The sequence below is a fragment of the Streptosporangium sp. NPDC049078 genome (assembly GCF_040648855.1).
In the GTDB taxonomy this organism is placed as follows: Bacteria; Actinomycetota; Actinomycetes; order Streptosporangiales; family Streptosporangiaceae; genus Streptosporangium.
Genome location: NZ_JBEZEL010000008.1, coordinates 15,997 through 30,060, shown reverse-complemented (window position 1 = coordinate 30,060; position 14,064 = coordinate 15,997). Strand labels below are relative to the sequence as shown.

Annotated in this window: 11 protein-coding genes; 4 read left to right on the top strand and 7 right to left on the bottom strand. The window is 70.2% G+C overall.

Features of this window, described 5'->3' with window-relative positions; genetic code table 11:
• The first annotated feature begins 12 nt into the window (after positions 1 to 12).
• Both AB0B90_RS14820 and AB0B90_RS14815 read left to right on the top strand, forming a co-directional pair.
• A complete protein-coding gene (locus AB0B90_RS14820; RefSeq protein ID WP_350949573.1) occupies positions 13 to 1,086 on the top strand; it encodes a hypothetical protein in 1,074 nt (357 codons plus the stop codon).
• Between the two features lie 144 nt (positions 1,087 to 1,230).
• Positions 1,231 to 1,722, top strand: a complete 492-nt coding sequence (locus AB0B90_RS14815) for a nitroreductase/quinone reductase family protein (protein WP_362922873.1) — start codon at positions 1,231 to 1,233, stop codon at positions 1,720 to 1,722.
• Positions 1,723 to 1,773: 51 nt separating this feature from the next.
• On the opposite strand, the gene AB0B90_RS14810 is transcribed toward AB0B90_RS14815, so the two are convergent.
• From AB0B90_RS14810 to AB0B90_RS14790, 5 genes are all read right to left on the bottom strand, one after another.
• Complete coding sequence (locus AB0B90_RS14810; protein ID WP_362922871.1) at positions 1,774 to 3,558, bottom strand: FAD-binding oxidoreductase; 1,785 nt, start codon at positions 3,556 to 3,558, stop codon at positions 1,774 to 1,776.
• Positions 3,559 to 3,720: 162 nt separating this feature from the next.
• Positions 3,721 to 5,229, bottom strand: coding sequence for an aromatic amino acid ammonia-lyase (locus tag AB0B90_RS14805; protein ID WP_350949575.1), 1,509 nt, complete (start codon positions 5,227 to 5,229; stop codon positions 3,721 to 3,723).
• Positions 5,226 to 6,398, bottom strand: a complete 1,173-nt coding sequence (locus tag AB0B90_RS14800) for a long-chain fatty acid--CoA ligase (RefSeq protein ID WP_350949576.1) — start codon at positions 6,396 to 6,398, stop codon at positions 5,226 to 5,228. The genes AB0B90_RS14805 and AB0B90_RS14800 overlap by 4 nt, the downstream gene beginning before the upstream one ends.
• Before the next feature lie 107 nt (positions 6,399 to 6,505).
• Positions 6,506 to 6,760, bottom strand: coding sequence for an acyl carrier protein (locus AB0B90_RS14795; RefSeq protein ID WP_350949577.1), 255 nt, complete (start codon positions 6,758 to 6,760; stop codon positions 6,506 to 6,508).
• Positions 6,761 to 6,824: 64 nt separating this feature from the next.
• Positions 6,825 to 8,099 (bottom strand): beta-ketoacyl-[acyl-carrier-protein] synthase family protein, encoded by a 1,275-nt coding sequence (locus tag AB0B90_RS14790; protein ID WP_350949578.1) that lies wholly within the window; start codon positions 8,097 to 8,099, stop codon positions 6,825 to 6,827.
• 700 nt (positions 8,100 to 8,799) lie between these two features.
• Between AB0B90_RS14790 and AB0B90_RS14785 the strand changes: the two genes are divergently transcribed.
• The gene (locus AB0B90_RS14785; protein ID WP_350949579.1) at positions 8,800 to 11,004 is read left to right on the top strand and encodes a BTAD domain-containing putative transcriptional regulator; all 2,205 of its coding nucleotides are present in this window, start codon (positions 8,800 to 8,802) and stop codon (positions 11,002 to 11,004) included.
• On the opposite strand, the gene AB0B90_RS14780 is transcribed toward AB0B90_RS14785, so the two are convergent.
• Both AB0B90_RS14780 and AB0B90_RS14775 read right to left on the bottom strand, forming a co-directional pair.
• On the bottom strand, positions 10,950 to 11,663 hold the full coding sequence (locus tag AB0B90_RS14780; RefSeq protein WP_350949580.1) for a class I SAM-dependent methyltransferase: 714 nt from the start codon (positions 11,661 to 11,663) through the stop codon (positions 10,950 to 10,952). The two genes, AB0B90_RS14785 and AB0B90_RS14780, sit on opposite strands and share 55 nt — an antisense overlap.
• 13 nt (positions 11,664 to 11,676) lie before the next feature.
• Positions 11,677 to 12,987, bottom strand: coding sequence for an activator-dependent family glycosyltransferase (locus AB0B90_RS14775; RefSeq protein WP_350949581.1), 1,311 nt, complete (start codon positions 12,985 to 12,987; stop codon positions 11,677 to 11,679).
• A 202-nt stretch (positions 12,988 to 13,189) separates the two neighbouring features.
• Between AB0B90_RS14775 and rfbA the strand changes: the two genes are divergently transcribed.
• Positions 13,190 to 14,062 carry a glucose-1-phosphate thymidylyltransferase RfbA gene (rfbA, locus tag AB0B90_RS14770; RefSeq protein WP_350949582.1) on the top strand — a complete coding sequence of 291 codons (873 nt, stop codon included), beginning with the start codon at positions 13,190 to 13,192 and terminating at the stop codon, positions 14,060 to 14,062.
• Positions 14,063 to 14,064 lie beyond the last annotated feature (2 nt).

The following is a 14,064-nucleotide window of genomic DNA, read 5'->3' as shown; positions in this document are numbered from 1 at the left end:
ACAGGAGTGCCTATGTCGACGCGGGCCGGTCGGACCATCGGCACGCGTGCCCGGGCGGTCGTCTCCATCCACTGCGCGCCCCTCGTCCTGCCCGTCGCGAGCCCTCCCGTCAGGGACGGCGCGATCGTCGTCAGGGGCGACCGGATCGTGCGGGTCGGGCCGCGCGCCGAGATCGAGGCCGCCCACCCCCTGCTCTCCCCGGTGCACTGGCCCGGCATGATCGTTCCGGGGCTGATCGACGCGCATCTCCGGCTCGAGAGGACCTCGCCCCCGGCCTCCGTGCACGGCGTCACCGCGGTGGGAGGCATCGCCGCGGATCTCGACGCCGCCTCCACCCTCGGCGAGGCCGGGCTGGACGGCGTGACCTACCTGGAGACCCGCTGCGAGGACGAGGAGCAGTGGGAGGACGAGGGACGCGACCGCCTGATCACCGCGATCCGCGAGGTCGACCACCCCGGCGTCATCGGCATCGCCGCCCACTCCCCCGACCCCCTCGTCATGGAGGACCTCGCCGTCCTGTCACGGACGTTCGGGCTCCGGCTGCACGCCGAGCCCGGCCGCCGCCCGATCGCCTTCCTCGACGAGGTGGGGGTGCTCACCGCGGGCTGTCACATCGCGATCTCCGGTCCGCTCGACGAGGCCGACCGCAAACTCCTCAAGGTCCGCGGCACGGTGATCGCCATCTCGTCGCCGTTCGCCGCGGAAGGTCTCCTCGACGGCGAGAGCGCGATCGCCGTCGGCACCCGTACCGGCGGCGACCCGCTCTCGGTCGCCCGCGCGCTCTCGCACGCCCCGGACCACGACCGCCTCCTGGTCGAGGCGGTGACGCTGGGCGGCGCCCGGGCGCTGGGCATGGACGAGGGGCCCGGCCGCCTGGGCTCCCTGGGACGGGGCGGGCGGGCCGACTTCGCCGTCTTCGCCGTGGAGGCCGGCGAGCGGGACGCCTACACCGCCCTGCTCCACGAGGGGCCCGGCCGGTGCGTGGCCACCTTCGTGGGCGGCCGGGCACACTGGCGCCTCGACGAGAGCGCGAACGCCCCCGGCACCGTGAACAGCGGTGACGCGAAGAGCAGACGTCCGGCCTGACCCCGCTCCCGCACCCCGACGTCCCGCCTGATCTCGCCCGCACCCCGCCCCGCTCGCCGTGCGGTGCGCGGACCGCGCGGTCCGCCGTCCGAGGAATCGGCCGCACCCCCTCTTTAAATCCCCGCGAAGATGAAACAATGAGTCATGCCGGAAAACACGTCCCACGCGGTCACCATCAAGGAAACGCCCGTCATGATGAAATTCATGATGCGCCTCTTCAACCCTATGATGCGCAAGCAGATACGCAAGGGTAAATCGAGCTCCGTCGCCGGCGTCATACTGCTTCATATCACCGGAAGAAAGACCGGGAAAAAATACGAGATTCCTGTCATGAAGCAGGACGAGAGCGGCAGGTCGTGTGTCTACACCGAGGCCCGATGGAAGGCGAACCTGCGCGGTGGCGCCGATATCGAGGTGACCGAGATGGGGGTGCGCACTCCCATGCGCGCCGAACTGATGGACGATCCCGACACCATGGCCGCCGAGATGGAGTCCCTGATCGAGAAGATCGGGCTCAAGGAGGCACGGCAACGACTCGGCATCGTCGTCAACGTCGACCGCACACCGACCCGTGAGGAGCTCGCCGAGGCGATCCGGCGGCGCGACCTCGGGGTCGTCTACCTGACACCGCGCTAGGAGCGGGGCAGTGCCCCACCGGGAGGAAAGTCCCGGTGGGGGACTCTTCGCTCAGTCTGGGCGGCCGAGCGAACGCAGGTTGTTCGCGTGCCTCGGAGAAACCCTCCGGGGGTATTTCTTGGTCTCGGCCTTGCGGGGGTTCTTGGGACGGGTCTGCGGGGGCAGCGAGGGCAGCGAGGGCAGCGAGGGCAGGGCGTCCGAGGCTCCGGGCAACCGGACCGACAACGCGTGGTTGAAGACGTCGCGGGGATCCCATTTCGCCTTGACCTGCTGCAACTTCGGATAGTTGTCCTTGTAGTACAGCTTGTGCCAGGGCACTCCCGAGGTGTTCAACGCGGGATCGGCGAGGTCGTTGTCGGGGTAGTTGATGTACGCGCCGTCGTAGGCCTCGCCGGGGACGGGAACGCCGCCCGTGTCGGCGTGCATCTCCCGATAGGCGTCGCGGATCGACGCCAGCCACTTGTCGTCCTCCGCCGGGTCCCACCAGCCGACGTCGAAGAAGCCGATGAGCGGCGCGGTCCTGTGCGGGTTCGCCGTGGCCGCGGGATCCACGGCGTTGATCTTCCCGCCGAGCGACATCAGGTAGACCGAGGCCCCGACGTCCCCCTCGCCCTCCGTCAGATACCTGTAGACGACCTTGAGCTGCGCCGGCGTCCAGGGCTTTCTCAGGTAGCCGGCCTTCGACTTGAACCTGAGCGCGTAGGCACCGGCTCCCGAGTCGTAGGAGAGGGTGACCCGCAGCCACGGCGCCACGCTGAAGTAGTCGAAGGTGGGCTCGATGCCGACGCCCTCGCCGACGGTCTGCACCAGGGTCCACAGGATGCCGTCCGCGCCGGGCACGTCGCCGTCCATCGCGGTGAACAGCTCGATCCTGCCGCTGGAGCGGTGGTACATGGTCAGCGAGCTGTCGATGCTCTCGAAGGCGGGGTCGGCGTGGTTCTGCTGTTGCCAGCGGGCGTAGTTGTCCGCCAGCCGGGAGAGCGCCTCCTCGGTCATGTTCTCCCAGCTCCAGCTGGCCGAGACCACGAGCTGCTGCGCGGGGGGCCTGGGCAGCAAGGTCGCGGGGTCGTTGCCTCGGGCGCTCGGGGAGCGCATCAGGTAGCGGGTGACGATCCCGAAGTTCCCGCCACCGCCACCGGCGTGCGCCCACCACAGGTCCCGGTTGGGGTCGCGGGCCTCGCGGGTGGCGACGACGATCCGCGCCCGGCCCGAGCGGTCGACGACGACGACCTCCACACCGTGGAGGTGATCGATCACGAGCCCGTGCCTGCGCGACTGGGGACCGTACCCGCCGCCGGCGATGTGACCCCCCGCCCCCACGCTCGGGCAGCCGCCGGCCGGGATCGTGACGCCCCAGCCGAGGTAGAGCGAGCGGTAGGCCTGCCCGAGCGTGGCACCGGCCTCGATCGCGAACGCCTTGTGGGCGGGGTCGAAGTAGACGTCGTTCATCTCCGAGACGTCGATGATGATCGACGTGGCGGGGTCGTCCACGAAGTTCTCGAAGCAGTGACCGCCGCTGCGTACGACGATCTTCTTGCCCGCGCGCACGGCCTCGTTCACCACCTGCACGACCTGCTCCGCGGAGTGGACGACACGGACCGACTCCGGCTGCGCGATAAACCGGGAGTTGTAGCCCCTGGTGATGAGTTCCGCGTATCTCGGGTCGTCCGGCTTTATCGTCGCCGCGTTCGGAGGGGGTGCGCATTCGGAACGCCCGTGCGACGACCGGCCCGCGGTCGTCGCATTCGCCGCCGATTCACCGGTGGCCAGCCCCGCGGCCGCCCCTCCCGCGACGGCCATCGCTCCCAGAAATCCACGGCGTGTTGCTTCGGCCACCGTCGTTACCAGACCTTTCGCATTTCACGTTCTCATGAGCGTTCCTCCCCGGGGAGGAATGATTTTCCTTCGCCGAGGCGCCCTCGGCGTTCCTTTTACGGCGGGATTCACGGTTCCTGCCGACGCGCGGTCCCGTGAATTCGCGAACCTCGGGAAAAGGCCTCAGCCCTCGCGGGAGAGCAGTTCCTCGGCGGCCTCCTGCAGCAGGCCGCTCGCGGCACGCACCTCGGCCGCGAGCGGCCGGTCCGCCCGCAGCGGCGGGGACACTCTGGCCAGGTCGGCCCAGAGGCCGGAGGCCGTCTCGTTCCGCCCGGCGAGCGCGCCCCGCTGGGCCACGCCGACCGCGAGGGAGCCGACGACGAGCCACGCCAGCTCCACGGCCTCGGCCACCGAGTTGGCCCCGTTGAGCGCCATCGGCACGTGGTCCTGGTTGCCGCCGTTCGTCGGCAGCGCGGTGAGGGAGGCGGGATAGGCGAGCTGCCTGATCCTGGAGACGAAGGAGGTGGCGCTCAGCTGCACCCCGGCCAGCCCGCTGCCCGCCCCCGGGCGGGGGGTGAGCATCGGCGGCACCCCGCCGTTGTACGTCGGATCGCACAGCAGGGCGAGCTGCCGCTCGGCGAGGAAGGCCACCTGCTGCACGCAGAGGCCGATCTGGTCCGAGCACAGGCCGACCGGCATGGCGTGGAAGTTGCCGCCGTGCAGCAGTTCACCCTCGTAGAAGATCGGGTTGTCCGTGCAGCCCATCGCCTCGCGGACGAGGATCTCCTCGGCCCCGTACAGCTGGTCGAGCACCGCGCCGAGGACCTGGGGGGCGCACCGGAGGCTGTAGGGCTCCTGCAGCGGCCGGAGCGGGTCGCGTTTCATGCCGACGGGAAGGTCCTCGCGGATCCACCGGGCCACGGTCAGCTGCCCCGTCTGCCCCCTGGCCCGGCCGATGCCCGCGTGGTAGGCCTCCGGGTTGGAGCCGAGGATGTCGGCGATCCTCGCCGTCAGCATCCCCACCGCCCTGACCAGCCGCAGCACCGCCTGGTGGTTGAGTATGCACACCGCCAGGCTCACGCTGGTCCCGTTGACGAAGGCCAGCGCCTCGCGGGCCGACCACTCGACCGGTTTGGCGTCCATGTCGGCGAGGGCCCGCGCGGCGGGCACGACCGACCAGCCGCCGTCGCCGCCGCGCACCCACGCCTCACCGGTGCCCGCGTGGGCCATCGCCGCGTGGGCGAGCGGCTGCAGGTCCCCGCTCGCGCTCACCGTGCCGTCACGCGGGATCGACGGGGTGAAGCCCGCGTTCCACAGGTCGGCCAGGGACTGCCAGAAGTCGGGCGAGACGGCCGAGTGGCCCTTGCGCATGCTGCTGAGGCGGAGCCAGACGATCAGGCGGCACACCTCGGGGTCCAGCGGCCTGCCCTGGGCCGAGCCCAGGTGGGCGATGAGGCCAGCGCCCTGCTCCATGGGGGAGTCGGCGGCGGAGAACGCCACCAGGGGGCCGAACCCGTGGGTGACCCCGTAGACGGAGTCCGAGCCGGAGAGCCGTTCGGCGAGCAGGTCGACGCTGGCCCGCATGCGGTGGGCGTCCTCGTGTTCGCACGGTTCCACCCGGGCGTCCCAGTGCGCGCTCCTGACGATCGAGGCCAGGCTCTCGGTGGAACGTCCGTCGATCAATGCTGTCACGTGTCTGCTCCCGCGTCGGAAAGGGAAGGTCGCTGTAGTCGCCGGAGCTTGCCCGTGTCGGAGCGGTCGATCCGATCGACCAGGCGCACCTGGCGCGGCCGGGCGTCGAACCGCCCCACCGCCGCGCGCACCTCCGTGACGGACAGCGGTGCGCCGTCCTGCTGCACCACGAGCAGGTCGAAGTTCTCGCCGCTGAAGGCGTCCTCCACCGGGAGAAAGGCCAGATCCGCGCAGTGGAGCACCGATCTCACCGACTCCTCCAGCCTGTCGAGGTCGATCCTGCGGCCGTTGATCTTCACGAGCCGGTCGCGCCTGCCGTCGAAGCGGAACCTGCGCTCGTCGAGCCGCCGCACGTAGTCGTCGGTCCGCCAGACGTCCGTGGGCGCCTCGCCCGGCCGGAAGGCGAGCCGGGGGCTCCGGACCACCAGCGGCGCCTCCTCCTCGTACGGGTCGCCGGGCCGTCCTTCGGGCGGGAGGCCGGCCGGACCGTCGCCGGGGTCGCCGGGGACGGCGAACGCGACGTCGTCGAAGAGTTCCCACGGCGGCCCGTCCGGGGTCCAGGTCCGCGCGGCGATCCCGCCCGCCTCCGTCGAGCCGAAGACCTCCACGATGCGCATCCGCCTCGTCCCCGCCTCCTTGACGACGGACTCCGCCGTCGCGGGAAGCGTCGCCGTGCTGTGCAGCACGCTCAGGTGCTCCGTCCCCCGCACCCAGGCCACCTGCCTGCGCAGGATGGAGAAGGTCCAGGGAACGGCCACCACGGCCCAGCGCCGGGACGCGGGGGGAGGCATCGCGCCGAAGTACTGCGGGCGGTACCACGCGGGCAGGCGCAACCTGGCCGGTACGAGCACGCTCGCGAGTGCGCCGTACACGTGCCTGGGCGGCGCGAAGGAGAGCAGGGCGCTCGGGCGGTCACGCTCGATCAGGCCGGCCAGCAGTCCCGCCTCCGACCACATCTGCTCGCGGGTCCGCCGCCAGAGGCGGCTCGGTCCCGTGCTGCCCGAGGTCTCCAGGTCCACGGTCTCCGCGAGGGCCTCCAGGACGAACCTCTCGACATCGGGGCCGTCGCCGAGCAGGTCCCAGCGGACCAGCCAGGGACTCTCGTTGATCCGCGGCGCCGCGAAGCCGGAGCCGAGCAACTCGGCGGGGGTCAGCTCTTCGTAGGTCACGTCACGAGGCACGTCATGGGGCGCGACATCTGGCACGGCATCTGGCACGGCATCTGGCACGGCGTCGGCGGACACGACGCCGCCGTGTTCGGGAACTCGTTGCGCGGTCAATTCGACCCCGCGGAGAGTTCGACGAAGTCAAGAAAGTCCTGGACCGTCCTTATGCGCGCCAGATCCTCTTCCGGAATCTCCACCCCGGTCTGCTCCTGCATGGAGAAGGCGACCTCGACGACGGCCAGGGAATCGAGTGCGAGGTCGTCGGTGAACGACTTGTCGGGCAATACCCGCTCCGCGGGCACGCCCGCGACCCTCTCCACGATGTCGGCCAAATTCGAGAGCATTTCCTGCTGCTTGGTAGACATTTCCTGAAATCCCTTCACGGTCCCACCGGACGGCTTTTCCGACTTTTCACGCCGGTCAGAGTGATCAGTCCCGCCAGCGGCGCAGGACCAGAACCGCGTTGTGGCCGCCGAATCCGAAGGAGTTGCTGACGGCCACGTCGGCCGCGTGCTCCTGGGCCCGGTGCGCGACGAAGTTCATCTCCGGGTCCTCCGGGTCGTCGCAGTTGACGGTGGGCGGGACGATCCCGGTGCGTACGGCCTCCATCGCGATCATCGCCTCGACGGCGCCGGCCGCCCCCAGCATGTGACCCGTCATGCTCTTCGTCGAACTCACCGGCACGGACGTGGCCCGCTCGGCGAACACCCGGCGGATCACCTTGATCTCGGCGGTGTCGTTCATCCGGGTCCCGGTGCCGTGCGCGTTGACGTAGCCGACCTCGGCGGGGGTGACGCCCGCGTCCCGGAGCGCGAGACGCACCGCCCTCTCGACGGCCACCCCCTCCGGATGCGGGCTGGTCAGGTTGTGGGCGTCCGTGGTGGCCGCGTATCCCGCCACCTCCCCGTACACGCGGGCCTGGCGCGCGAGGGCGTGTTCCTCGCTCTCCAGCACCAGGATCCCGGCGCCCGCGCTCATCACGAACCCGTCGCGACCGGTGTCGAACGGCCTGCTGGCGGCGCGCGGGTCTCCGGAGCGGCGCGACAGCGCCCTCGCCCTGGCCGCGGCGGCGATGTCGAAGGGGGTGATGGTGTCGTCGGCGCCCCCCGCCAGGACGACGTCCGCCTCACCGAGCCGGATCAGCCGCATCGCCTCGCCGACGCAGGTCGCCCCGGTCGCGCAGGCGGTCGCCGTGCAGGCGGCGGGCCCCTGCGCGCCGACGTGCAGGGCCACCTCGGAGGCGACCGTGACGACGCCCGTGGAGGTGAAGGTGTACGGGCTCAGCGCCATGAACCCGCGCTCAGCGAACGCGGCGCCGGCGTCCACGACGGCGGCGCTCGCGCCGCAGGCCGTGCCCACCGTCACCCCGAGCCTCGGCGCGAGCCCGGCGTCGACGTCGAGCTTGGCGTCCCTCAGCGCGAGGGTGGCGGCGACCAGGGCGAGGTGCGCCGGTCTCGTGGTGCGGCGCACCAGCGAGGCCGGGAGCCACACCCCGGGGTCGAAGTCCAGGACCTGGCCGCCGATGCCCACCGGGAGCCCCGAGGTGTCAATTCCAGAAAGCTCGCGAATACCGCTTCCGCCCTGGATCAGATTCGACCACGCGGTTTCCCAGCCCACCCCGAACGGGGAAATGACTCCGTAACCGGTGACGACCACCCTCTTGAGCGGCGCACCTCGCGGAGAACGAATGTCGTCGATGACCACCAGCGCCTCACCGGGAAGTTCGGGAATCCGATGCCGGGCTCGACGGTAACCGAGACCAGTGGATTCGTCACCGCCTCGGATACGCTTTTCAGGTGCGAGCGGTGAAAAAACTCCTATTACACGGAGGTGCCGTCTCACAAGACCCGGCCGGGTTTTACCTGCCGGTGAGGGCGGGGCCGCCGGCGGTTTCCCGGCCACTTCCCATCTTGTTTTCCCGGCTGATTTCCGCCGCTTCCCGCACGTTCTCGGCCCGCACTCTCGGCGTCCCTCGGCCCGCACCCTCGGCGTCCTCTCGGCGTCCTCTCGACGCCCCCTCGCCGGTTCCCCCGTGCTCCCTCGGCCGCCCTTTCGCGCTCGGCGCCCCGGCCGCGCGGCCGTCCCCGGACACTCCTCGTCCACACCCGTCCCGCGACCCCGGGATGAGCGAGATCGCTCCCGGGCGGCGCGCCCGTCCTGCGGTCCTTCGCCTGGCATGACACGATGTCCCGCCAGCGAGACACCTGCTTACGGGATTGACCTGAGTTCGTCCAGAAACTCCTGTGACGCAGGTAACAATAGTGTCACCCGAGGAACCTCCCTTGCCGACCCTTCGTTTCCACAGATATGGCTATATGCGTAGGTCCAACCGTTTGATCCTGAGCGCACACTCAGGAGGGCCTTTCATCGCGTCTCTAGGCGGGCTGAGACTGGGAGAGCGTTGTTGAACGACCTGGTACAGGTGCACCTGCTCGGGCCGGTGCGTGCAACGCGGGGCGATCACGAACTTGACCTGGGGTCTCCGACCCAGCGAGCGCTGTTCGCGGCACTGGCCACGCGCCCCGGAACCACTCTCAGCCGACAGGAGTTAATCAATGCGGTATGGGGCCCAAATCCTCCTATAACTGTCGAAAGCAGCATTTATACCTACATAGCTCGCCTTCGACGTACTTTTGAGCCGAAAAGGCCACGAAGGGCGCCCTCCGGACTCCTGGTCGCCGACGCCAACGGCTACCTGCTCCAGCTCGACGCCCGCAAGATAGACGTCCAGGTCTTCGAGAAGCACCTGGAGGACGTACGGGAGCTTCAACGATCCGGCCCCTGGCCCGAGGCGGTGAAGAGGCTGGAGGCGGCGCTCGCCCTGTGGCGCGGGCCGGCGTTCGGCGGCGCGGTCGGCCCTCTCGCCGACACCGAGCGGATCCGCCTGGACGAGCTGCGCGTCACCGCCATCGAGGACCGCGCGCAGCTCCTGCTGGAGGCCGACCGCGCCACCGAGATCATCAGTGACCTCTCCAGCCTCGTCAGGACCCATCCCATGCGGGAGCGGCTCCACCACCTGCTCATGGTGGCCCACTACCGCTGCGGGCGCCGGGCGGACGCGCTGAAGCAGTTCCACAGCGTGCGGCGCCTGCTCATCAGGGAGCTGGGCATCGAGCCCGGCGAGGACCTGCGCAGGTGCCACGACCAGATCCTGAACGGCACCCTCCGCTCCCCCGCGCCGGCCCCCGACTCCCCGGTGACACTCTCCTCCCCCGACAACGCCCTCCCACCGGGGTTCGCGCCGCCCCCCGCCCAGCTGCCCCGCGACATCCCCGGATTCACCGGCCGGCTCAGGGAGCTGGAACGGCTGGAGGGGTTCGTCGCGGCGGCAGACCGGCTGGACGAGGCCGGACTCATCCTGATCAGCGGTGCTCCCGGGGTGGGCAAGTCGGCGCTCGCCCTGCGCTTCGCCCGCAGTCTGACCGAGCGCTTCGACGGAGGCCAGCTCCACCTCGACCTGCGGGGCTTCTCCAACACGGCCCAGCCGATGATGCCGGCCGAAGCCCTCGACCACCTGCTGGCCGGGCTGGGAAGCACTCCCAAACCCTCCGAGGACCTCCAGGTCCGCTCCAGCCGCTACCGGAGCCTGGTGGCGGGCAAGCGGATCCTCATCGTGCTGGACAACGCCAGGTCGGCCGAGCAGGTGCGTCCGCTGCTCCCCGGCGACCCGTCGTGCCTGGTGCTGGTCACGAGCAGGAACAGGCTGTCGGGGCTCACCACCCGCGACGGCGCCCTCAGGATGACGCTCGACCTCATGCCGAAGGAGGACGCGGCCACCCTGGTGAGGCACGTCATCAGGCAGGCGAACGGGTACGCGGAGCATCCCCTCGTCCACCGGCTCTGCCAGGTCGGCGACCACCTGCCGATCGCCCTGCGGATCGCGGCGGAGCGGATGACGAGCCGTTTTCACGGCGGGCTCACCAGCGTCGGCCAGACGCCGCCGGGACGCGAGGACCTGCTGGAGAGCCAGGACGTCGAGTGCGACGAGCAGTCGTCCATGCGTTCGGTGTTCTCCTCCTCCTACCTGGCGCTGCCCAACGACGCCGCGGAGATGTTCCGCCTCATGAGCCTGCACGAAGGCCCGACGTTCGACCTGACGACGGCCGCCGTCACGGCGGACGTCGACGTGCACCGGGCGAGACAGAGCGTCGACTACCTACTGAGCGGGCATCTGCTGAGGATCACGCCGGACAACCGGCTCCGGTTCCACGACGGCATGCTGCGCGCGTACGCCAAGGACCGCGCCGTGGCCGAGATGCCCTACCAGACGAGGCGGGCCGCCGTCTCGCGGTTCCTCGGCCACTACGTGCGGACCGCGGACATCGCGCTGCGCCTGCTGTATCCGGGGCGCTGTCCCGTCATCCCGCCCCTCCCCGCGCCCGAGGGGGTGCCGCGCCCGCGCTTCGAATGCCCCGAGCAGGCGAGGAACTGGCTGGAGACGGAACTTCCCAACCTCACCGTCGCCGCGCGGCAGGCGCAGGCCTACGGCGTGTCCCACGCCAAGGAACGGCTCCCGCCGCTCATCCAGAACTTCCTGCACGCCCGGCCCGAGGCTCATACGAGCGTCCCGGCGAACAGCCCGCGTCCCGAGGGGCCGCCCTCGATGTAGTCCACCCGCAGTTTCGCCCCGGTGAAGGCGTCCTCGTACTGCTCCCGGGTGAACAGGGTGTTCACGTGGGTGACGGTGAAGTGCCGGACGGGGGTGGCCGCGTCGGCCACCACGTAGTGGACCTCCATCACGCTCGCGTCGCCCTCGCGCACCGTACGCGAGACCCTGGCCAGGGTGCGCCCCTCCACGGTGACCACGTCCCCGGCCACGTAGCCGGGCAGGAACCGCTCGGGAAACCACCACGGCTCGACGACGAGAACCCCGCCGGGCACCAGGTGGGCCGCCATCCGCCCGATCGCCGCCGCGAGCTCCCGCTCGTCGCGCATGTAGGCGATGGAGCTGAACATGCAGGTGACCGCGTCGAAGGCGCGGCCGAGCGCGAAGTCGCGCATGTCGCCCTGGTGCGCGACGACCCCGGGGATCCGCGTCCTCGCCACGGCCAGCATGTCCGCCGACAACTCCAGCCCCTCGACGTGGTCGAAGAGTTCGGCGAAGAACCTCAGGTGCGACCCGGTCCCGCACGCCACGTCCAGCAGCGCGGCGGCCGCGGGGAGCCGTTCGCGGATCAGCTCCGCGACGGTCGCCGCCTCGGCCGCGTAGTCCTTGCCCCGCCCCGCGTAGATCGCGTCGTAGACGTCCGCCAGCTCGGCCTCGTACATGCCCCTCCCCTTCTCAGCGGCCGGCGGCAGGGACCGCGGCACGGTAGGTCTCGACGAGGGCCTCGATGCCGGCCGCCACCTCCGCGGGGGCCGGCATCGCGTTCATCTCGTCGCGGATCCTGCGCGACTCCTCGGCGAAGGACGGCTCTTCGAGCAGCCGCAGCAGCGCCTGCCGCACGCCGGCGCCGGTCGCCTCGCTGCTGTGCATCGTCAGGCCCGCCCCCTGCTCGGCGAGGTAGCGCGCCCGCAGCGGCTCGTCGAACAGGTTGGGCAGGACGAGCTGGGGGACCCCGCTCGCCAGCGTCGTGAAGAACGTGCCGCTCCCGCCGTGGTCGATCACCGCCGTACAGGTCGGCAGCAGCGCGTGCAGGGGGACGAAGCTCACCAGCCGCACGTTGTCCGGCACCCGCTCCAGCTGCGCCTGGTGGTGCTCCGGCAGGGTGGCGACGATCTCCACGTCGAGGTCGGCGAGCCCGTCGAGGATCTCCTGGACCGGCACCAGATAGCCGTCCAGGTTCTCCGCCGAGGTGGTCCCCAGCGTCAGGCAGACCCGCGGCCGCTCGGGCGCGACCCGCAGCCAGGGCGGGATCACCGCGCGGTCGTTGTACGGGATGAACCGGACCGGGACCCGGTGCGGCTCCGGCCCCGCGGCCGGGTCGGGCGGCAGCTCCAGGGAGGGCGGTGTGTAGTCGACGGTGAAATGACCGGTGGTCATCTCCTCGGAGAACTCCACGCCGAACCTGCGGCCGTGCGCGGCGATCCACGCCTGCAGCATGTCCTCGCGCTCCTGCGGCGGCTGCTCCGCCTTCGCCCGCAGGTAGTGGCCGCGCATCCGGCCGAACAGGTCCAGGCTCCACATGAACCGCGCGTGGACCGCTCCGCACGCCTTCGCCGCGATCGGCCCGGCGTAGGTCACCGGCTCCCAGATGACCAGGTCGGGCTCCCACCTCCGGCAGTACTCGACGAGCCCGTCGATCATGGGTTCGTTGACCAGGCGGCACCACCAGGGGACGAACTGGGCGTATCCCCGCTTGAAGTGCTCCCAGGTGAGCTGCTCGGGGTGGTCGTCCGCCATGTCGAAGAAGGGCACCGCCCTCTTGTGCTTCTTGCGGGGGTCGAAGAAGCCGAACGCCCGGTTGGCCCGCCACAGGCTGTGGTCCCTGCCCACCGGCACCGCGGTCAGCCCCGACCGGGTGATCACGTCGGTCAGGTCCGGCTGGCTCGCGACCCGCACCTCGTGCCCCTCGGCCTGCAGCGCCCACGCCAGCGGAACCATGACCAGGAAATGCGACTTCTCAGCGTAGGTTGCGAACAGAATACGCATACTCGTCCTTCCGGGCGCGCGAACGCGGAGTGGCGAAGGCCGTGCCCCGTCGCGACAGGTTTCCGACGGGACACACTCCAACCCCTATCACATTTGTTCCGCCAAAAGGCAATACCGTTTTGCGGGACGGCGGGGGTTGATTTCCTGAGGAGCTCGAACAGTAGTCTCAGGCACCGCCGCAGACAAAAACGCAGGAGCTCCGATGAAAGGCATAGTCCTTGCCGGAGGAAACGGGACGCGTTTGCATCCGCTGACCCTCGCGACCTCCAAGCAGTTGCTTCCCATCTACGACAAGCCGATGATTTACTATCCCATCGCGGTGCTGATGCTGGCACAGATACGCGACATCCTCATTATTTCCACGCCGGACACCCTTCCGTCACTGCACGCGCTTCTGGGTGACGGGTCGCACGTGGGGGTGAACTTCACCTACGTGCCGCAACGGGAACCGCGCGGCATCGCGGAGGCGTTTCTGCTGGGCGACTCGCACATCGACGGGGATCCCTGCGCGCTCGTGCTGGGAGACAACCTCTTTCACGGCGCGGGCTTTCCCGACCTGCTGCGCAGGGCCCAGGAGGAACTGGACGGCTGCGTCATGTTCGGCTACCCGGTGAGCGATCCCGAGCGGTACGGCATCGGGGAGCTGGACGCCGAGGGCAGGCTGGTCTCCATCGAGGAGAAGCCGAGCGTTCCCCGCTCCGACCAGGCCATCACCGGCCTGTACTTCTACGACAAGCAGGTCGTGGACATCGCCAGGGAGCAGCGGCCCTCGGGCCGCGGCGAGCTGGAGATCACCGACGTCAACCGGGTCTACCTGGAGCAGGGCAAGGCGAGACTGCTGCCGCTGGGACGGGGCTTCACCTGGCTGGACGCCGGGACGCACCAGTCCCTGCTCGAGGCGAGCCAGTACGTGCAGATCCTCGAACGCCGCCAGGGGGTGCGGGTCGCCTGCCTGGAGGAGATCGCCCTGCGCATGGGATTCATCGACGCCGAGGCGTGCTACCACCGGGGCACCGAGATGAGGCAGTCGGCGTACGGCCGGTACGTCATGGACATCGCTCGATCACTCGCGTGACT

Excerpts from the sequence above, each read along its gene's own strand:
- AB0B90_RS14820 (WP_350949573.1), top strand. The coding sequence starts at position 13 with ATGTCGACGCGGGCCGGTCGGACCATCGGCACGCGTGCCCGGGCGGTC.
- AB0B90_RS14815 (WP_362922873.1), top strand. The coding sequence starts at position 1,231 with ATGCCGGAAAACACGTCCCACGCGGTCACCATCAAGGAAACGCCCGTC.
- AB0B90_RS14795 (WP_350949577.1), bottom strand. The coding sequence starts at position 6,760 with ATGTCTACCAAGCAGCAGGAAATGCTCTCGAATTTGGCCGACATCGTG.
- AB0B90_RS14780 (WP_350949580.1), bottom strand. The coding sequence starts at position 11,663 with ATGTACGAGGCCGAGCTGGCGGACGTCTACGACGCGATCTACGCGGGG.
- AB0B90_RS14775 (WP_350949581.1), bottom strand. The coding sequence starts at position 12,987 with ATGCGTATTCTGTTCGCAACCTACGCTGAGAAGTCGCATTTCCTGGTC.
- rfbA (WP_350949582.1), top strand. The coding sequence starts at position 13,190 with ATGAAAGGCATAGTCCTTGCCGGAGGAAACGGGACGCGTTTGCATCCG.